We start from the raw sequence: 20,160 nt of genomic DNA on the forward strand, positions 1-20,160 counted from the left end.
CCGTGGCTCTGCGTACTCCCCGCGTCAGGAGTGCCGGGACGCCGTCGTGCCCGCGACGCGCCGTCCCGCCCGCCCGCCACCGCCGACCAGGAGCCCGCTTGCCTCCTCGCCCCACCCTCGCCCGGCGTCTCGCCGCCGCGGCCCTTCCCGCCTGCGCGCTGGCCGCGCTCGCCACACTGGCGCTCGCGCCCCGGGCCGCCGCCGCGCAGCGCGACTCCGCGCGCGCCACCGCCGCGGACTCCATCAAGTACCGCTACCCGACCGACGCCCGCCTCGCGGCGCTCAAGGCCGAGGCGGCGAAGAAGATCGACGAGCGGGCGAAGCTGATCCAGGAGATGGTCGACCAGGTCTTCTCCTACGGAGAGCTCGGCTTCCAGGAGGTCGAGACGTCGAAGTACCTGACGGGCATCCTGGAGCAGAACGGCTTCAAGGTGGAGCGTGGCGTCGCGGGCATTCCCACCGCCTTCGTGGCGAGGTGGGGCTCGGGCAAGCCCGTGATCTCGCTCGGCTCCGACATCGACGGGATCCCGCAGGCCACCAGCAAGCCGGGCGTCGCCTACCGCGATCCCATCACCGTGCAGGGCGCGCCCGGGCACGGCGAGGGGCACAACTCGGGCATGCCGCTCAACGTCGCCGCGGCGCTGGTGGTGAAGGAGATCATGCAGCGCGAGAAGCTCCCGGGCACGCTCGTCCTCTGGCCCGGCGTGGCCGAGGAGCAGATGGCCGGCAAGGCGTTCCTCGTGCGCGCGGGCGTGTTCAAGGACGTCGACGTCACGCTCTTCACGCACGTCAGCAACGACCTCGGCGTGTCGTGGGGCCAGTCGAGCAGCAACGCGCTCATCTCCGCGCTCTTCAAGTTCAAGGGCTCCAGCGCCCACTCGGCCGGCGCGCCGTGGCGCGGGCGCAGCGCGCTCGACGCCGTGATGATGCTGGGCATGGGCTGGGACATGAAGCGCGAGCACCTCGAGCTGCCGCAGCGCTCGCACTACGTCATCCCCGACGGCGGCGACCAGCCCAACGTGGTGCCGAGCACCGCGAGCATCTGGTTCTACTTCCGCGAGCGCGACTACCCGAAGACGCTGGCGCTGTTCGAGGCCGCGAAGACGATGGCGCAGGGCGCGGCGATGCTCACGAACACGCAGGTCGACACGATCCAGATGATCGGCTCGGGCTGGAGCGGACACTTCAACCGCCCCATCGCCGAGGCGATGTACCAGAACATCCAGACCGTCGGCATGCCGGCGTGGGACGAGAAGGACCAGCAGCTGGCGAAGGCGCTGCAGCGCGAGCTCGGCTCGCCCGACAGTGGGCTGAGCAAGCGGCCCGGTCGCCTCGGCGGGCCCGTGAACGAGGCGACGCGCATGGGCGGCGGCTCTGACGACATCGGCGACGTGAGCTGGAACGTCCCCACGATCACGCTGCGCTACCCGTCGAACATCCCGGGGACGCCGGGCCACAACTGGGCGAACTCGATCGCGATGGCGACGCCGATCGCGCACAAGGGCGTGGTGGCCGGCGCGAAGGTGCAGGCGATGACCATGCTGGACATCCTCATGACGCCGCAGATCGTCACCGACGCCTGGTCGTACTTCAACGACGTGCAGACGAAGACGGTCAAGTACAAGCCGTTCATCGCCGCGACGGACCAGCCGCCCATCTGGCTCAACGCCGACATCATGGCGCAGTACCGGCCGGAGATGCGGAAGTACTACTACGACGCGAAGAAGTACCGGACGTACCTGGAGCAGCTCGGCGTCACGTACCCGACGGTGAAGACGCCCACGGTGCCCTGAGACCGGCGCTGACTGCTGCCCCGACGACGAAGGCCCCGCCGATTCGGCGGGGCCTTCGCGTTCACACCCGCGCGGCCGTCACGCCGCCGGCGCGTCCAGCGTCGCCCGCACCAGACGCCCGAGGGCGCTGAGGCTGAACGGCTTCTCGATGTAGTGCGCCGCCGGCACCGCGCCGTCGCCCGCCGCCGCCTCGCGCTCGGCGTACCCCGACATGCAGATGACGCGCAGCGCGGGGTCGAGCGCGCGCGCCCGCTCCACGAGCACGCGGCCGCTCATGCCGGGCATCGTCAGGTCGGTCAGGAGCAGGTCGACGCGCGGCCCCGGCGACGCGAGATGCTCCAGCGCCTCGGCCCCGTCGGCGGCGGCGATGCAGGTGTAGCCGTTCCCCGTCAGGTACCGCAGCACCAGCTGGCGGATCGCCGCCTCGTCGTCGACCACCAGCACCACCTCGCGCGACGCGGGCGCGGCGGACGGCGCGGCGGGCGTGGCCGGCAGCGACTCCGGACCCGCGTCGCCCTCCGGCGCCGCGGCGAGCGGGATCAGCACCGTGAACGTCGTCCCCGTGCCGACCGTGCTCGCGACGTCGATCGTGCCGCCCGCGCGCGAGACGATCGCGTACACGGTCGACAGCCCCAGCCCCGAGCCGCGCCCGCGCGGCTTGGTGGTGAAGAAGGGCTCGAAGATGCGCGCGATGACGTCGGGCGTCATGCCGTGGCCCGTGTCGCGCACTTCGAGCGTCGCGTAGCGCCCGGCCTCCAGCACCGCCGTCGGCGCGTCGCGCACGGTGGTCCCGACGGTGATCGCGAGCGTGCCGCCGTCGGGCATCGCGTCGCGGGCGTTGATCGCGAGGTTGAGCAGCACCTGCTCCAGCTGCGCACGGTCCATCTCCACCGGCACGGCGCCGGACGGCAGCGACACGCGCAGCACGATCTCGCCGGTCACCACGCGCCGCAGCATCGCGTCCATCCCGTGCACCACGGCGCGCAGGTCGAAGCGCTGCAGCTGCACCGCGTCGCGCCGCCCGAACGCCAGCAGCTGCCGCGTGAGCGACGCGCCATGGTCGACCGCGCGCACGATGTCCTCCATGTCCTGCCGGCCGGCGGTGCCCGACGTCGCCGCGAGCTCCGCGCTCGCGCGGATGGCGGTGAGGATGTTGTTGAAGTCGTGCGCGATCCCGCCCGCCAGCAGGCCCACCGCCTCCAGCTTCTGCGCCTGCTGCAGCTGCACCTCGAGCGCGCGCTGCCGCGTGAGCCGCGCCTGCTCCGCCGCGGCGAGCGCCATCAGGTGCCGGCGCGCCAGCAGCTGGCGCGCCATCACGAGGCCCGTCAGCGCGACGGCGCCGACGACCATGCGCCCGAGCGTCGTCTGCCACCGGTCGCCGACCTCGAGGATCACCACGACGACCGCGCCGAGCACCGCGCCGTAGGGGAGGATGCTGGAGCGCGCGGGGCCGAGCGCGAACGCGCGCGCGTCGTCGCGCCCGGGACGCTCGCGCTGCAGCTGCGCCGATGCCACGGCGAGGCAGCCGGCGAGCAGGTACAGCGGCTCGTACCAGATGCCCGGCCGGTGCACGCCGGCCGCCGCGGCGCGTCCGTACGCGAGATCGCCGACCACGGTCAGCGCGACGCCGGCGGCGAGCAGCCCGACGGCGTCGCGCGCCACGCCGCGGCCCGGGCGCAGGACCACGACGATCGCGGCGAAGATCACGGCGCCGTTCAGCGCGGGGAAGCCGATCGTGGTGAGCGCCTTCACGGGCGACGCCAGCGAGCTCTCGCCGGGCGTGTGCGCGAACACGTAGAGCAGGATCAGCAGGCCGCTGACGAGCACCGTCGCCGAGTCGAGCCAGAAGGTGGCGCGCTCCAGCGCCGTCTCCATCGCGCGCGTCAGGCGCGCCAGCCCCGCGAAGATCGCCGCGTACCAGAGCAGCGGCACGACCACCGCCACGAGCAGGCCGGCGCCGGGGAAGGGCGCGACGTGCCGCGCGAAGACGAACAGGAGGTTGTTGACCGCGAGCATCGCGTAGGCGGCGGCGATCCGGCGCCAGCCGCGCGCGCCCGCGTCATCGAGCGCGCCGGTCCGCGACGCCTGCAGCGCGAGGGCGGCGGCCATCCAGTAGATCGGGAGGAAGGCCGTCGCGAACAGCCGCGACACCGCGGGCGACTCGCCGGGATGGCGCGTCGGCAGCGCGAACGCGGCGAGGATCGCGAACGACGCCGCGACGGCGATCCGTCCGCCCCACAGGGGCGCGCGCGGGCTGCTCGGCTGCAGGGGACGACTCATGGTGAAGGAGGACACGGTCGGGCCCGACGTCGGGGCCGACCGTCCGCGTGGGCGCGGTACGATCCGGGCGCGCACGGGCGCTCGCGCAAGGTGCCGACCACCGGCGCGCACGTCGAGCGCATGGACGCACGATTCTCGTGCGACGCGCGACGCGGGCGCATGCCCGGGCACTATTGACGCCGCGTCCGGTCGAGCGCAGAATGGCACCGCACCTCCAACCCGTGCTCGACAGGCCGCTGATCGCGTGGTGACGCACCCGATCGCGCGGCCGGGCGCATGGAGACCGCGCGTCCCCGGACGCGCGCGATCGCGTGCGCAGGACCCTCCGCACCGCCGCGATGCGCCGACGACGGCGACGCCGGTAGCGCACGGCCCGCAGCCTCGCTCCTCCGCGTGACGCACCGCGGAGCGCCAGCGCGCCCCTCCTGCCTGCGGCCCGCGCCGCCATGGGAGAACGCATCGCGATGTTCGGCTCCAAGATCCTGGACGTGGCGGTCGGGCTGATCCTCGTCTTCTTCCTCGTGAGCGTGATCTGCTCGACGATCCGCGAGGGGCTCGAGGCGTGGCTCAAGAGCCGCGCCGCCTTCCTCGAGCAGGGGATTCGCGAGCTGCTGCACGACGAGCAGGCCGTCGGCCTCGCGCGCAGCGTCTACACGCACCCGCTGATCTACTCGCTGTACGCGGGGCGCTACACGCCGGGCGCGAGCCGGCACCGTCCCTTCGCGCTCGCGCGCGGCACCGGGCTGCCGTCGTACATCCCGTCGCGGAACTTCGCGCTGGCGCTCATGGACCTCGCCGCGCGCGGCCCGGTGACGCAGCAGGGCAGCGGCGCCAGCTCGGCCTCGCCGGTGCTGTCGCTGGCGGAGGTGCGCGCCAACGTCGTCAACCTCGAGAACGCGTACGTGCAGCGCGTGCTGCTGACGGCCATCGACACCGCGCAGGGAGACCTGGACCGCGCGGTCGCCAACCTCGCGGCGTGGTTCGACAGCGGGATGGACCGCGTGTCGGGCGCGTACAAGCGCGGCACGCAGAACGTCGTCCTCGTCATCGCGCTCATCGTGACCGTGGGGCTCAACATCAACACGATCACGATCGCGGACTACCTGTACCGCAACGACGAGGCGCGCGCCGCCCTCGTGGCGCGGGCCGAGGCGGCGGCCCGGGACTCGTCGCTCCTGAAGGGCGGGGACTCGACGCGCTACCTGCGCGCGCGGGCCGCGCTCGACTCGCTGCAGCTGCCCATCGGGTGGGACATCGGCTGGGGCGCACCGCGCCCGACGCCGCGCGCCACCGCTCGGGCAGTGTGGGCCGACATCATGAGCCCCGACCAGTGGTGGAACGACCTCTTCGCGCCGATCGTCGGCCTGCTCATCACCGCCTTCGCCGCGTCCCTCGGCGCGCCGTTCTGGTTCGACGTGCTGAACAAGGTGATGGTCATCCGCTCGACCGTGAAGCCGCGCGAGAAGAGCCCCGAGGAGGGATCGGAGGACCGCCAGAGCGCGGCGGACCGCGAGCGCATCGCGGCGCAGCGCGTGGGCGCGCAGGCGCCGCCGGTGGGAGCAGGCGTGGCCACGCCCGCCGCGCCGCCCGCGCCCGTGGCCGAGCAGCCCGCGCCCGTGGCCGAGCAGCCGCCGGCCCCGGAGGAGGAGCTCGACTTCGACGGGTGCAACGTGCTCACCAGGGATCGCCGGACTGACGAGGCCCACACCGCCGACGAGGAGCTGCCCGAATCCACCGGAGGCGTCGCCTGACATGTCGCCACGACTGCACTGGCTTCCGGACGTCCTCGAGGGCGCGGGGCTCAAGGTCGCACGCCAGCCCGGCTGGGAGACGCGCGGCAGCGACACCATGGGCCCGATCCGCGGCGTCATCTGCCACTACACGGCGACGCCGGACCGCACGAAGGTCATGCCCACGCTCGGACTGCTGATCCGCGGGCGCGACGACCTGCCAGGCCCGCTGTCGCAGCTCGGCCTCGGGCGCGACGGGACCTACTTCGTCATCGCGTCCGGCAAGGCGAACCACGCGGGGCGCGGCGCGTGGAACGGGATCGAGACGGGCAACTCGAGCTTCATCGGCATCGAGGCCGAGAACTCGGGGCGGCGAGACGATCCGTGGCCGCCGATCCAGCTCGACGCGTACCACCGCGGCGTGGCGGCGATCCTCGCGTTCGTGGGCCGCACGGCCGCGTCGTGCTGCGGGCACGCCGAGTGGGCGCTGCCGGCGGGCCGGAAGTCGGATCCGGGCCTCGACATGCACGCGTTCCGCCAGAACGTCGCCGCGATCCTCGGCGGCGCCGCGCCGCCGCCGCCGATCATTCCGCGCGCGGAGCCCACCGGGAAGGGCCGCCCGACGCTGCGACGCGGCGACGAGGGCGAGCACGTGCACGCGCTGCAGGCGAAGCTCGGGATCGCGCCGCCCGGTCCCTTCGGCCCGAAGACGGAGGCGGCCGTGCGCGACTTCCAGCGCGGCAAGGGCATGGTCCCCGACGGCATCGTCGGGCCCAAGACCTGGCTCGCGCTCGATCAGCTGCGGTAGGCGGCGCGCCGGTGCGTCAGTGTGACGCGTCCGCCTGCCGCGCCGGGCGCAGCGCGTCGACGATCCGCTGCCGCTCGTACAGCCGGCCCGCGCGCATGACCTGCCGCACCTTCCGCAGGTCCGCCACGCGCTCGTGCGGCTTCCCGTCGACGATCGCGAGGTCCGCGACCTTGCCGGCGGCGATGCTGCCGTAGTCGCGGTCGTCCTTCATCACGCGCGCGGCGACGATGGTCGCGATGCGCAGCACCTCGGGCGCGGGGATGCCGGCGCGCTCGTACAGCTCCAGCTCGTCGTTGTAGCTGCTGCCGTCGGTGCCCGCGACCAGCGTCACGCCCGCGTCGTACAGGCGGCGCAGCAGGCGCAGGTAGTTCGCGTCCGCCCGCTTCGCGAGCGAGTCGGGCGGCGCGCCGGGATTCCGCGCCGACATCCAGAGGTTGAACGTGCCGTCGATGACGGTGCCGCGCTCCTTGAAGAGCGCGATCATCTCGGTCATCGGCGCGCCCTCGACGTCGATGCGCGGCGCCACCGCGGCGGCGACGGCCGAGTAGGCGCGCATTGGCAGGTAGAGGGAGTCCTGGTAGAAGGTCGAGAACAGGAACGCCGCGTGGTTGATCTCGTCGAAGCCGAGGCGGACGGCGGTGGGCACGGTGATGCCGCGCGGCACGTGGCCGCTGAGCCGCAGGCCGCGCCGGTGCGCCTCCTCCGCGATGGTCGGCACGAGGTCGGGATGCACCACGTTGTAGACCTTGATCTGCCGGTACCCGAGCGAGTCGTAGCGCGCGACCCACGCCCGCGCCTCCGCCTCGGTGGCGACCAGCACCTCGCTCGGCCCCGCCCAGCGCAGCGGCCCCTCGATGAAGCCCGCGAGCACGAAGCGCGGCGCGAGGATCGTCCCCGCGTTCGCGCGGTCGCGGTGCGAGACGGCGACGTCGAGGTCGGCCGCGAGATCGCGTACGGTGGTGATGCCGTCGGCCAGCTGTGCGGGCGCGCTGCTCGACTGGCTCGTGAGCTGCGCGTGCGTGTGCATGTCCCACATGCCGGGGATCACCGTGCGGCCCGTGGCGTCCACCGTGCGCGCGCCGGCGGGGACGGCGACCGAGTCGGCCGGGCCGACGGCGACGATCCGGTCGCCGCGGACCACGATCGTCGCGCGCGGCCGCACGATGCCGCGCTCGCTGTCGAAGACGTCGCCGCCGACGATCGCGATCGCCTCGGCCGCCGGCGGCGCGACGGAGCGGGCCAGGGCGGCGCCCTGCGCATCGCGCCACCGCGTCTCGATGCGGCGCAGCGCGGGGAGCGTGGACTCGAAGCCGCGGCGCACGGTGATGAACCAGCCGACGCCCGTGACCGCGAGCTCGCCGCGCTGGTCGAGCCAGAGCGCGCTCGGCGCGCCGGCGCCGCGGTGCAGCATCACCAGCCGCAGGCGCTCGCGCCGTCCGCCGACGCTGAGCGTCGTGTCGCCGACGATGTCCGCGCGCACGCTGCCCGCGCCCGGCAGCCGCAGCGAGCGGTCGGGACGCGCCAGCGCGGCGCGCGCGACGAGTGCGTTGTCGAGCGGCGAGCCGCCGCCGAGTCGGTACGTGAGCCCGGGTGACAGCGCCACCGCGCGCCGCGTGCGGTCCGTCGCGCCCCACACCAGCGAGTCGCGCGTCATCTCGAAGCGATCGGAGGGCGCGCGGCGCGGCGCGTCCGGCTCGTTCAGCGGGAGCTGCCACACCGTGCCCGCGACGACGCGGCCGTCGGGCGCGAGGCGGTAGTGCGTCTCGTTGCGCGCGCCGCGGTTCCGGTCGATGTGGTGGTAGTGCACGACGAGCGAGTCGCCGTCGCGCACGACCAGCATCTCGCCGGCGGGGCGGCCGTGGTTCAGCACGACGTGGCGCACGGTGTCGGGCGCGTTCGTGACGACGGCGGGCATGGCGGGCATCGCGGCGGCTCCGGGCGGGAAAGGGTGGTGGCGACGGCATGCGAAGCTACTGGCCGGCGCACGCGATGGCGACGCGGCGGTCCCGTGTCCATCTTCGCTGCCGCTCCCGAGCCCGCCCGCGTACCCGACCGGATCCAGACATGCACCCTGCCGATCCCACCGACTCCGGCTTCGCCGACACGCCCGCTCCCGTCACCCGCCGCGAGTTCGTCCACGGCGCGGCCGCCAGCGCCGCGCTGCTCGCCATGGGTGGCCTGTCCGCGCCGCTGGCCGCGATGCCCGGTGCGATGCCCGCCGTCGCCGCGGACCGTGCGGCCGTCCTCGCGCAGGTCGCCGCGCAGCACGACGACACGCTGCGACGCCTGCGCGAGTGGATCGCGCTGCCGTCCATCGCCGCGGAGGACCGCAACTACCCGCAGGGGCCCGAGCACATGGCGCGCCTCGCGCGCGAGGCCGGCTTCCAGCACGTCGAGGTGGTGCCGACCGCGGGCAAGAGCGGCGTCTTCGCGACGCTCGACGCGGGCGCGCCCACGTGGCTGGCGATCTACATGATGTACGACGTCAAGCAGTACGACCCGGCCGAGTGGAGCGCGCCGCCGCTGGAGGGGCGCATCGTCGAGAAGGCGGGGCTCGGAAAGGTGCTCGTCGGGCGCGGCGCGACGAACTCCAAGGGGCCGCAGATGGCCTGCCTCGCGGCGCTGCACGCCTTCCGCGCGGCGAACACGAAGCTGCCGGTGAACCTCGTGCTGATCTGCGAGGGGGAGGAGGAGATCGGCTCGCCGAACTTCCGGCAGATCGTCTTCAAGCCGGAGGTCGAGGCCGCGCTGAAGAAGTGCGTCGGGATCATCATCCCGCTCGGCAACCAGGATCCCGACGGCTCCGTGCAGATCAACCTCGGCGCCAAGGGTGTGGTCGAGCTGGAGCTCGTGGCGTCGGGCGAGAAGTGGGGGCGCGGGCCCACGAAGGACGTGCACTCGAGTCTCGCCGCGCAGGTCGACAGCCCCGTGTGGCACCTCGTGCAGGCGCTCAACACGCTCGTGAAGGCGGACGGGCACACGCCCGCGGTCGAGGGCTTCTTCGAGAACGTGCGGCCGCTGACGGCCGAGCAGCGCCGCATCCTCGACGCCGCGATCCCGAAGCGCAGCGAGGAGAGCGCGAAGCGATCGCTCGGCGTGTCGCGGTGGATCGCCGACGAGCCGTGGCGCGAGTCGCTCGTGCGCCTCGCCTCGCAGCCGACCATCAACATCGAGGGGCTGGTGGGCGGCTACACGGGGCCCGGCGGCAAGACGATCCTGCCGCACCGCGCGATCGCGAAGATCGACATGCGCCTCGTGCCCGACATGACGGCGAAGGAGGCGCTCGCGAAGCTGAAGGCGCACCTCGCGAAGCAGGGCTTCGGCGACGTCGAGGTCAACATGACCGGCGGCTACGATCCCACCGAGACGCCCGCCGACTCGCGCCTCGTGAAGGCGATGGCCGCGACCTACCGCAAGGTCGGCGTCGAGCCGCTGCTCTGGCCGCGGCTCGCGGGCTCGTGGCCGGGCGCGACGTTCACCGCCGCGCCGCTGAAGCTCGCGGCGGGGCAGTTCGGCATGGGGCACGGCGGCGGCGCGCACGCGCCCGACGAGTACTGGGTCGTGGAGCCCGCGAACCCGAAGGTCGCGGGGATGGACGGTGCGGCGCGCTCGTTCGTCGAGCTGTTCTACGCGCTCGCCTGACCGTCATGTCGCTGCAGGAGCTGCTGGACCTCTCGCTCGTCGGCCGCGCCGGCGCCGTCGGGCTGGAGGACGCGACGCGCGATCCCGCGTCGCCCGCGGTGCTCACCTTCGGGGAGATCGACGCGCGCGCCGACGCGACGGCTCGACTTCTGGCGGCGCGCGGCTTCGTCGCCGGCGACCGGCTCGCGTTCTTCCTGCCGAACCGGCTGGAGCTGCTCGACCTCTTCCTCGCCTGCGTGCGGCTGGGCGTGATCGCGGTGCCCATGAACGCGCTCTACCGCGAGCGCGAGGTGGCGCACCTCGTCGCCGATTCCGCGCCGAAGGTCGTCGTCACGACCGCCGACCGCGCGGCGTACCTGCCCGCGGGCACGCCGTGGTGGGACGTCGCGACGCTGGCCGCGGAGGCGGCGGCGCACGCGGACCCGGGCCGGCGGCTCGTCGTGCCGATGGACGGCGAGGCGATCGCGGCGCTCGTGTACACGTCGGGCACGACGGGGAAGGCGAAGGGCGCGATGCTGACGCGCAACAACCTCGCGGCCAACGCCGCGGTGCTCACGACGTGCTGGCAGATCACCGCCGCCGACCGCTACCTGGCGGTGCTCCCGCTCTTCCACGTGCACGGCCTCGCGAACGGCGTGCACTGCTGGCTCGCCAGCGGGTGCCGCATGCGGCTCGAGGAGCGCTTCGACGCGGCGCGCGCGGCCGACGTGCTGCGCGCCTTCCGCCCGACGCTGGTGTTCGGCGTGCCGGCGGTCTACGTGCGGCTGCTGGAGCTGGACGACGCGACCGCGCGCGAGGTCGGCGCCGCGGCGCGCCTCTTCGTGTCCGGCTCCGCGCCGCTGCCCGCGCACGTGCACGCGGCGTTCGAGGCCAGGTACGGCCAGCGCATCCTCGAGCGCTACGGGATGAGCGAGACGCTGATGACCATCGGCAACCCGTACGCGGGCGAGCGGCGCGCCGGGAGCGTCGGCTTCCCGTTCCCCGGCACGGCGGTGCGGATCCTCGATGCGTCCGGCGAGCCGGCGGCCGAGGGCGAGACGGGCGAGCTGTGGGTGAAGGGGCCGACGGTGTGCGCCGGCTACTGGAACCGCCCCGACGCGACGGAGGCGGCGTTCGCGGGCGGCTGGTTCCGCACGGGCGACCTGGGCGCGCGCGGCGCCGACGGCTACGTGACGCTGCGCGGGCGCGGCTCGGACCTGATCATCTCGAGCGGCTTCAACGTCTACCCGCGCGAGATCGAGGACGTGCTGCTGGAGCTGCCCGGCGTGCGCGAGGCGGTCGTCGTCGGCGCGCCGCACGCACGCAAGGGCGAGGTGCCGCTGGCGTACGTCGTCGCGGACGATCCGTTCGACGGTGACGCGCTGCGCGCCGCGTGCGCCGCGTCGCTCGCGTCGTTCAAGGTTCCAGTCGACGTCGTGCGCGTCGACGCGCTGCCGCGCACCGCGCTCGGCAAGGTGCAGAAGCACCTGCTGCCCGCGTGGGCGGGTGCTGCCGCGGAGGGCGCGTGAGCGGTGCCGCGTGGGCGCTCGTCGCCCTGCTCGGCGCGGTCGTCCTCTCGCTCACCTCGCGCGTGAACGTCGGCATCGTCGCCGTCGCGCTGGCCTGGCTCGCCGGCGTCTTCGGCGCGGGGCTCGGCACGGAGGCGGTGCTCGGCGGCTTTCCCGGCTCGCTGTTCGTCACGCTGCTCGGCGTCACGCTGCTGTTCGCGGCGGCGGAGGCGAACGGCACGCTCGCCGCGCTCGCGACGCGCGTCGTGACGCTCGCGCGCGGCGACGCGCGGCTGCTGCCCTGGCTCCTGTTCGCGGGCGCCGCGCTGCTCTCGTCGCTGGGGCCCGGCGCGGTACCGACGGTGGCCCTCGTCGCGCCGCTGGCGATGGCCGCGGGGATGCGCGCGGGCGTGTCGCCCTTCCTCACGGCGCTGATGGTGTGCACCGGCGCGAACGCGGGGAACCTGTCGCCGGTGAGCGCGGTCGGCGTGGTCGCCAACGGCGTGATGACGAAGGCGGGCATGGGCGGCCACGCGACGCGTCTCTGGCTCGCCAACGCCGCCGCGCACGCGCTGGTCGCGGCGTGCGCCTACGTGCTGCTGCGCCTGCGCGCGACGGACGCCGGCGTCGCCGACGTGCGCACCGACGCGCCGACGGACGCGGCGCCGCTCGGCCGCACGGGATGGCTCACGCTGTGCGTGATCGTCGCCTGGGTCGCGGGGCTGCTCGCGTGGCGCTGGCCGCTGGGCCCCAGCGCGTGCGCGGCGGCGGCGCTGCTCATCGCCGCGCGCCTCGGCGACGAGGCCGCGACGCTGCGGCGCGTCCCGTGGAGCGCGATCGTGATGGTGTGCGGCGTGTCGATGCTGGTCGCGCTGCTGGAGAAGACGGGCGGGCTCCCGCTGTTCGCCGCGCTGCTCGCGCGCCTCGCCACGCCGGCGACGCTCGACGGCACCATCGCGTTCGTCACCGGCGCCATCTCCGCGTGGAGCAGCACCTCGGGCGTCGTCATCCCCGCCTTCCTGCCCACCGCGTCCGCGCTCGTGGGGCAGACGGGCGGTGGCGATCCGCTCGCGGTCTCGCTCAGCATCGCCGTCGGCTCGCACCTCGTCGACGTCTCGCCGCTGTCCACGCTCGGCGCGCTCTGCATCGCGACGCTCGCCGAGCCCACGGCGCAGCGCACGCTCTTCCGCCAGCTGCTGACGTGGGGGCTGTCGATGATCGTCGTGGGCGCGCTGCTCTGCCAGCTCGCCGCGGGGTGGGTGGCGCGGCTCTGAGGACGGCCGCCACCTCGGCGTCGCGACGGTCGAGCTCGAAGCGCGTGATGCGGGCGCGGGGCTGCTCGTCGGGATGACTCGGCGCGCTGCCGGCGTCCCTGTCACCGAATGCTCTGGCGCCGGCGCGCCTCCTGCACCATACGTGACGTGCACGACGCCGAGTCGGCGCCGCCGGGCGGACTCCCCAGCGAGGTCCCGATGCTACACCACGTGCGGGCGCTGCCGCGCCCACTCCCGGTGCCGGTCGCCGGCACGGTCGTGAGCCTCACCGCGCACGCCGCCCTCGTGGGCGCGCTGGTCGTCGGGGGGACCGGCACCGGCGTCGAAGCCACGGACGACGCGACGGTCACGCAGCTCGTCCGCGTCGGCGCGGGGCAGGGCGGCGAGCGGCTCCACTGGGTCGGCATCGCCGAGGGACCGGGCAGCGGCCTCGCGCGCGCCGGCGAGCGTCCGCCGAGCGCGTACGTGGTGCCGGGGCGCGAGGGCGCGCGTCGCGGTGCGATCGGCGGTGGGGCGGGCGGCCGGCCCGCCGCCGGCGACGCGTTGGCGGGAGTGATCCCGCCCGAGGCGCCCGTGACCGCGCGGCCATCGCCCCCGCCGATCCCGGACTTCGTCCTGCCCGACGTGACGGCCGTCGAGGCGGCGACGGTGCTCGTCGCGGGCGTGCTCACCTCCGCGCCCGATCCCTCGCGCGGCGTGTCGCGCCCCGAGGACTTCACGCGCTTGAACGCGCAGGAGATGCTGCCCGACCTGCTGGGCGTCGGCGGTGCGCCCGCGCTCACGCCGGCGTTCGCGCACGCGCAGGTGGACGTGCTGCCGATCCCGCTCGTGAGCAACCCGCTGCCGTCCTATCCGCGCGCGCTGGAGCGCTCGCGCACGGGCGGCCGCGTGGTGGTGGAGTTCCGCATCGACAGCACGGGCGTCGTCGATCTCGCGTCGCTGCACGTCGTGCAGAGCACGGACTCGCTCTTCACGAACGCGGTGCGCGGCGTGCTGCCGTCGCTGCGCTTCGTGCCGGCGCAGCTGCGCACGCACGCGGTCGGCCTGACGGTGCGGCAGCCGTTCGTGTTCCGCGTCGCGCGCTACTGACGCCGCGCCGCACCGCTCGACACGGCCCGGCTCGGCTGCCACGGCGAGCCGGGCCGTCTGTCGTCGCGGACTGATGCTTGCCCTGTGTGTGGGGCTGCAGGACCCACCCCTACTCATCAGGAGAGGACCGATGTCTCACGACCACTCGCGCAGCAACCTCGACCCGCGCAAGGACGACGGCAACGTCGTCGGCAACCTCGTCGGTGAAGGCGTTGGCGGTACGGCCGGGATCGCGGCCGGCGCCGCGGTCGGTGCGCTCGGCGGCCCGGTCGGCATGGTGATCGGCGCCCTCGCCGGCGCGGTCGGCGGCTGGTGGGCGGGCCGTTCGGTCGCCGAAGGCGTGCACGACTACACGGACGACGACGACCGGTTCTACCGGGAGCACCACACCACGACGCGCAGCAAGCTGGCCGACGTCAGCACCTCGCGCAGCTACGACGACGTGCGCCCGGCCTACCAGCTCGGCCACCTCGCGGGCCGCAACCCGGACTACTCGGGCCGCAGCTTCGACGACGTCGAGACGGACCTGCAGCGCGGCTGGACGAACGACGTCGCCGCGAAGCACGGCGACTGGACGTCGGTGCGCCCGTACGCGCGCGACGCGTACGACCGTGGCCGCGGCATGACCTCGGGCATGGCCGGCATGGCGGGCAACGTCGGCGCGCGCGTCGGCAACGCGCTCGACGACATGAAGGACCGCATCGACGGCAACCCGGCGTCGCGTCCGGGGCTCGACAGCACGGATTCGGCGGCGCGCGCGTCCAACGCGGGCCCGATCGACCGCGCGACGGGTGCGGTGGCCGGTGCGGCGGGCTCCGTCGGTGCGGCGGGTGGTCGCCTGGCCGACAAGGCTGCCGACACGGTGGACGACATGAAGGACCGCGTGGACGGCAATCCGGCGAGCCAGCCGGGCCGCGACACGACGGACCGTCCGGGCCGCTGAGCCGATCACGGTGCGACGGGGCGGATCGGCGACGCGGCCGATCCGCCCCGTCGTGCTGCACTCACCACGAGACGACGCATGAGCATCTTCGGCAAGCTGTGGGACAGGCTGCGCGGGCACGCGAACGAGGCGAAGGCGGCGCCGCTGCCGCCCGCCTCGCTGCCGCCGATCCCGGCGCCCGGCGCCGCGCCGGCTCCCGCGCCGGCACCGACGCCCGCACCCGCCGCGACGGCGGCCCCCGCGACCGTCGACGTCGAGGCGATCATGGAGGCGCTCGACGCGAAGCAGAGCCACCGCAGCAACTGGCGCCACTCGATCGTCGACCTGATGTCGCTGCTCGGCATGGAGAACAGCCTCGCCGAGCGGCGCGAGCTCGCGAAGGAGCTGGGCTACACGGGCGACATGAGCGACACCGCGACCATGAACGTCTGGCTGCACAAGCAGGTCATGCGGAAGATGGCCGAGAACGGCGGCAAGGTGCCCGCGAGCATGATGGACTGAGCGTGCGCGCGAAGCGACGAGGGGGCGGATCGCGATGTCGCCGATCCGCCCCCTCGTCGCTTCGTGCGTACGTCTCAGCTGCTCCGCTTCGCCGGCGGCATCGCGCGGCCGCCCTGCTCGATCACCAGCGTGCCCGCGCGCTCGCCCTCGACCTGGAAGCGGAAGCGCAGCGCCGGATCGTGCTCGGCGACGAAGACGCCGTCGCCCTGGTGCAGCAGCCGCGCGGCCACCTGGCCCGGCGGCTGCGCGCGCAGGTGGTCGCCCTGCTCGTACACCTCCAGCTTCACCGGCCCCAGGTCGAACGTGCCCGCGAAGCGCGCGCGCTCGGCCGCGGTCATGGGCAGGTCGGCGATGGAGGGCTGCGCGAGTCCCAGCGCCTGACGCGCGACCGTCTGCACGAGGCGCGTGACGATGCTCCCCGCGTACACGCCGTTCGTCAGCACCGTGACGCCGAGCGCGGAGTCGGGCAGGTACGCCGTCTCGCCGAGGAAGCCGGGCGTGGCGCCGCCGTGCGCGAGGTAGCGCTGGCCGTCCACCGCGCCGATCTCCACGCCCAGGCCGTATCGCGCCGGGCGGCCCGACGCGAGCGTCACGGGCGTCGCCATCGCCTTCCAGCTCTCGGCGCTGACGACGCGGCCCGTGGCGAGCGCGCGCTGCCAGCGCGCCAGGTCGCCCGCGGTCGAGCAGAGCAGGCCGGCGGAGTACGTGACGGTCGCGTGGTGTGACGGCGCGACGGTCGCGGCGATCGGGCCACGCGTCGCGTGCGCGTAGCCGGCCGCGCGGCGCGCCGCGGGTGCGGCGTCGCACGGCATCGTCGACCGCAGGCCGAGCGGCTGCAGGAACGCGGTGCGCACGTAGTCGGCGTACGGCATGCCGCTCGCCTTCTCGACGACGAGGCCGAGCAGGATGTAGCCGTTGTTGTTGTACGCGTAGCGCTCACCCGGCGCGAACTCCACCGCGCGCGCCGCGAGGCTGTCGACCACCGTGCGCGGCGACGACGGCGCGGTGAGGTCCGCGACCGTCCACGCGCGCGAGAGCCCCGACGTGTGGCTCAGCAGGTGTCGGAGCGTGACGCCGCGCGCGCGGTCGGCCAGCGCGGGCAGGTGCGCGCCGATCGAGTCGTCGAGGCCGAGCTTCCTCTGCTCCGCGAGGCGAACGACGGCCGCCGCCGTGAGCTGCTTCGTGATCGAGCCGACCTCGAAGATCGTGGCGGGCGTCGCCTTCGCGTTGCGGGCCCGGTCGGCGACGCCGTACGCCTTCTCCAGCACGACCGCGTCGCCGCGCGTCACCGCGACCGCGATGCCCTCGATCGGGATGCTGCCGGCGGCGCGCACGATGGAGTCGACCGCCTGCTCGAGGGAGCGCTGCGCGTCCCGGGATGCGGCGGGCGGCTGGGCGTGGAGCGCGTGCACGGGTGGCGCGACCGCCAGCGCGAGCGTGGCGGCGAGGCGGAGGGAGCGAGGAGGCATCGGGATCTATGGCTGCAGGGTCGGATTCGTGCATCGACGGCCGCGAGGGCCGGTGCGGCCCGTACGCCCCTCGCGCCGCGCGGTTTCAGCGTGACACCCGTTGGCGGACGTGCGGTCGGCGGCCACATTGCTCGCGGGGGGGACTTCACCGACGGAGGGGAGCGTTGCCAGACGGGGTGCCGGAGCCGATCGAGCGCGCGTTCGCGCGCGTGCGCCAGGACCTGGAGATCCGCGACGGATTCCCGGACGACGTGCGGCGCGAGGCCGAACGCGTGGCGGCGGAGCGCGTGGCCGTCGCTGGGCCCGGCCGTGTCGACCGCACCGACGTCGGCTTCGTCACCATCGATCCACCCGGGAGCCGCGACCTCGATCAGGCGGTGCATGCGGAGCGCGCGGGCGACGGCTACCGCCTGCGCTACGCGATCGCGGACGTCGGCTTCTGGATCGATCGCGGCGGCGCGGTGGAGCAGGAGGCGTGGCGGCGCGGCGTGACGTACTACGCGCCCGACCATCGCGCGCCACTCTACCCGGAGGTGCTGTCACAGGGCGCCGCGAGCCTGCTGCCCGAGGGCACGCGACCGGCTGTCCTGTTCGACCTGACGCTCGACGCGCGCGCGGAGGTGACGTCGTGGACGGTGGAGCGCGCGCTCGTCCGGAGCCGCGCGCAGCTCACCTACGCGCAGCTACTGGAGCACGCGGTGCAGGGGAGCACTTCGTCGCTCGCGGGCGCGCCGTGGGCGGAGACGCTCACCCTCCTCGCTGAGATCGGCCCGAAGCGGCTGGAGCGCGAGGCGGAGCGCGGTGGCGTGTCGCTGCCGGTACGCGATCAGCACGTGCAGCGCAGCGCCGCCACCACGCTCGGCTACGAGCTCGCCTACGAGGCGCCCAACGCGGCGGAGGCGTGGAACGCGCAGGTCTCGCTGCTCACCGGCCACGTCGCCGCGCTGCGGATGATGGACGCGCGCGTCGGGCTGCTGCGCACGATGCCGCCCTTCGGCGAGCAGGACGTCGCCAAGTTCCGGCGGATCGCGCGCACCCTCGGCTTCGCGTGGCCGGCGGGGCGCTCGTACGCGGACTTCATGCACGGCCTGCAGCCGCACCATCCGCGCATCGAGGTGCTGGTGCGGCAGGCGCGGCGCGTGATGCGCGGCGCGGACTACGTGGCGTTCGACGGCGAGCTGCCCGCGCAGCCGCTGCACGGCGCGCTGGCGTTCGTCTACGCGCACGTCACCGCGCCGCTGCGTCGGCTGGCCGACCGCTACGTGCTCGACCTGCTCGTCACGCTCTCCGCCGGCGCGCGCCCGGCGGAGGCCGAGGTCGCGACGCTGCGCGCGCTCGTGCCGGTGATGGACGCCGCGGAGCGCCGCACGAGCGCGCTGGAGCGCCAGGTGGTGGACCTGGCCGAGGCGTGGACGCTGCGCGACCGCGTGGGCGAGGTGCTGCGCGCGACCGCGATCGACGTGCGCGGTCGCGACGTCGAGGTGCAGGTCGAGCAGCCGCCGCTCCGCGCCACGCTGACCGTCGGCGACGGCGCGGTGCCCGCGCTCGGCGAGGCGCTGGACGTACGGCTGGCGGCCGTGGACGTCGAGGGCGGGCACGTGCGGCTGGAGGCCGTGGGCTGAGTGGTGGTGCCCGCTCTCACCGCATCGCTGCGTGCTCCGCATACAGCACGGGCACGATGTCGTGGAAGCACGAGTCGCTCTCGACGCCGTCCCAGTAGGCGCGACGGTGCGTTCGGAACCCGACGAGCGTGAGACGCTCCGACAGCGGCTGGTCGGCAAGGTCGCGGACGCCGCCGTAGCGGAGCGACTCGGGAATGCGCTCCTCGGCACCGTTCGTCATGCGGATCCCGCGGGGCTTCGCGACCGCCTGCTTCGCGGGCTCGTCGAGGAAGTTGGATCCCAGGACGTCGGCGCCCGCGAAGACGTTCAGCCACTTTCCGGGGGCGTCCGGGAGCCCCTGCCGGTCGTCGAAGTACCTCGGCCAGTAGGTGCGAATGAAATCGAACGGGCAGCCGATCGTGACGAGCGTCGAGATTCGACCCAGGTGGTGCGCGGGCCGCACCACGGGAAAGATCGAATCGAGCGCGACGACCGATCCGAAGCTGAACGCGACGACGTGAATGCGCTCGTATGCGCGCCCCTCGACCTTGCTCTCGAGCACGTGCTGCAGGAGGCGGCCGAACGCACCGCGCACGCGGGCCGCGCGTTCCCCCGTCGCGAGGTACGCGCTCGCCGCTGCGGCGCCCGCGGCAACCTCACGGAGCACCGTCTTCAGGCTCTGGGTGCGCAGCAGCCCGATCGCCGTCAGGATGACGAGCAGCCCCTGAAGGCGGCCCAGCAGGGCGGGCGACCGTAGCGCCGTCCATCCCGCGCGGGCCGTACCGGTCGCGCCGGCCCACACGGAACGCCCCGTGTCGCGAGCGCGCTCGATCCACGGCCGTCCAGGCCGTCGGCCGCCGACTGGCGCCGGTGCGCGCGTCTGCGGAGTGCGCGTGGTCACCGGCGACGCGGTCGTCGTCGGCGGGGAGGCGACCGCGACCTGGCGGTTCGACGATCCGGGCACGACCGCCGGCAGCGTCGCGATCGCGGTCGCCAGCAACACCCCCACGTAGGCCACCAGGCCGAGCATCACGAGCACGCCGTAGGCGACCTGCCACTTCTCGGCGGCCGTCTTGCTGGGCTTCCGGATGCTCGTCATCACCCGTCCGAAGAGCGCGAGCAGGGTGCCCGTGATCGACAGCGCCTGTCGGGCCGGTGTGCGGTTCTGGTAGGCGCCGAGCAGGGTGTCGTGGTATCGGAAGTCGAACACGTCCACGATGGGCAGCTCGACGCCATCGACGTCGAGACGCACCACCGTCGCCTTCCGCGTCCGGTAGTCGTCCGCGAGGCTCTCGTCCTTCCCTTCGAGCACGAGGAACTGGGCGTCGTGGGTCGCCGCATTCTCGTCGAACGCACGCGCGATGCGGCGCGCGGCGACGTCGGCGGACTGCACGCCTCCCTCCACGAACAGCCCTGGAACGAAGATGATCGCGTCGCGACCGTGCATGACGGGCGCGCCGGGCGCTGGAGGCGTCAACCGGGCTGCCGAATCCGGATCGACTGTCGTAGGCATCTCGGGTCGCGTGCGGGGGAGCGGCTGCCG

General features: G+C 74.2%; 14 protein-coding genes. 10 read left to right on the plus strand and 4 right to left on the minus strand.

Annotated features, from left to right (window positions below):
- Positions 1-98 precede the first annotated feature (98 nt).
- The gene (locus tag rosag_RS21440) at positions 99-1,793 is read left to right on the plus strand and encodes an amidohydrolase (protein ID WP_284352219.1); all 1,695 of its coding nucleotides are present in this window, start codon (positions 99-101) and stop codon (positions 1,791-1,793) included.
- Between the two features lie 78 nt (positions 1,794-1,871).
- Here rosag_RS21440 and rosag_RS21445 read toward each other — a convergent pair whose 3' ends face one another.
- Positions 1,872-4,073 (minus strand): ATP-binding protein, encoded by a 2,202-nt coding sequence (locus rosag_RS21445; RefSeq protein WP_284352220.1) that lies wholly within the window; start codon positions 4,071-4,073, stop codon positions 1,872-1,874.
- Between the two features lie 446 nt (positions 4,074-4,519).
- Here rosag_RS21445 and rosag_RS21450 point away from each other — a divergent pair, with 446 nt between their 5' ends.
- Both rosag_RS21450 and rosag_RS21455 read left to right on the plus strand, forming a co-directional pair.
- Positions 4,520-5,824 (plus strand): hypothetical protein, encoded by a 1,305-nt coding sequence (locus rosag_RS21450; protein ID WP_284352221.1) that lies wholly within the window; start codon positions 4,520-4,522, stop codon positions 5,822-5,824.
- Position 5,825: 1 nt separating this feature from the next.
- On the plus strand, positions 5,826-6,611 hold the full coding sequence (locus tag rosag_RS21455; RefSeq protein ID WP_284352222.1) for a peptidoglycan recognition protein family protein: 786 nt from the start codon (positions 5,826-5,828) through the stop codon (positions 6,609-6,611).
- Positions 6,612-6,627: 16 nt separating this feature from the next.
- Here the strand turns inward: rosag_RS21455 and rosag_RS21460 are convergent, their stop codons facing one another.
- Positions 6,628-8,535 (minus strand): amidohydrolase family protein, encoded by a 1,908-nt coding sequence (locus tag rosag_RS21460; RefSeq protein WP_284352223.1) that lies wholly within the window; start codon positions 8,533-8,535, stop codon positions 6,628-6,630.
- A gap of 140 nt (positions 8,536-8,675) precedes the next feature.
- Here rosag_RS21460 and rosag_RS21465 point away from each other — a divergent pair, with 140 nt between their 5' ends.
- The 6 genes from rosag_RS21465 to rosag_RS21490 all read left to right on the plus strand — a co-directional run bounded on the left by rosag_RS21465 (position 8,676) and on the right by rosag_RS21490 (position 15,547).
- Positions 8,676-10,253: a M20/M25/M40 family metallo-hydrolase gene (locus rosag_RS21465; protein ID WP_284352224.1), complete on the plus strand. Its 1,578-nt coding sequence runs from the start codon at positions 8,676-8,678 to the stop codon at positions 10,251-10,253.
- Positions 10,254-10,258: 5 nt separating this feature from the next.
- Positions 10,259-11,761 (plus strand): class I adenylate-forming enzyme family protein, encoded by a 1,503-nt coding sequence (locus rosag_RS21470; protein WP_284352225.1) that lies wholly within the window; start codon positions 10,259-10,261, stop codon positions 11,759-11,761.
- Positions 11,758-13,014: an SLC13 family permease gene (locus tag rosag_RS21475; protein ID WP_284352226.1), complete on the plus strand. Its 1,257-nt coding sequence runs from the start codon at positions 11,758-11,760 to the stop codon at positions 13,012-13,014. Before rosag_RS21470 ends, rosag_RS21475 begins: the two co-directional genes overlap by 4 nt.
- A 147-nt stretch (positions 13,015-13,161) precedes the next feature.
- Entirely contained in the window at positions 13,162-14,103 is a 942-nt protein-coding gene (locus rosag_RS21480) for a TonB family protein (protein WP_284352227.1), read from the plus strand.
- A 130-nt stretch (positions 14,104-14,233) separates the two neighbouring features.
- Positions 14,234-15,046, plus strand: coding sequence for a hypothetical protein (locus tag rosag_RS21485; protein ID WP_284352228.1), 813 nt, complete (start codon positions 14,234-14,236; stop codon positions 15,044-15,046).
- A gap of 78 nt (positions 15,047-15,124) precedes the next feature.
- On the plus strand, positions 15,125-15,547 hold the full coding sequence (locus rosag_RS21490) for a DUF3597 domain-containing protein (RefSeq protein WP_284352229.1): 423 nt from the start codon (positions 15,125-15,127) through the stop codon (positions 15,545-15,547).
- Positions 15,548-15,621: 74 nt separating this feature from the next.
- Here the strand turns inward: rosag_RS21490 and rosag_RS21495 are convergent, their stop codons facing one another.
- On the minus strand, positions 15,622-17,016 hold the full coding sequence (locus rosag_RS21495; RefSeq protein WP_284352230.1) for a serine hydrolase domain-containing protein: 1,395 nt from the start codon (positions 17,014-17,016) through the stop codon (positions 15,622-15,624).
- Between the two features lie 164 nt (positions 17,017-17,180).
- On the opposite strand from rosag_RS21495, the gene rosag_RS21500 reads away from it, so the two are divergent.
- Positions 17,181-18,638, plus strand: coding sequence for an RNB domain-containing ribonuclease (locus rosag_RS21500; RefSeq protein WP_284352231.1), 1,458 nt, complete (start codon positions 17,181-17,183; stop codon positions 18,636-18,638).
- A gap of 16 nt (positions 18,639-18,654) precedes the next feature.
- Here the strand turns inward: rosag_RS21500 and rosag_RS21505 are convergent, their stop codons facing one another.
- A complete protein-coding gene (locus rosag_RS21505; protein WP_284352232.1) occupies positions 18,655-20,064 on the minus strand; it encodes a hypothetical protein in 1,410 nt (469 codons plus the stop codon).
- Between the last annotated feature and the right edge of the window lie 96 nt (positions 20,065-20,160).

Origin of the sequence: Roseisolibacter agri, assembly GCF_030159095.1 — a bacterium.
Taxonomy (GTDB): Bacteria; Gemmatimonadota; Gemmatimonadetes; order Gemmatimonadales; family Gemmatimonadaceae; genus Roseisolibacter; species Roseisolibacter agri.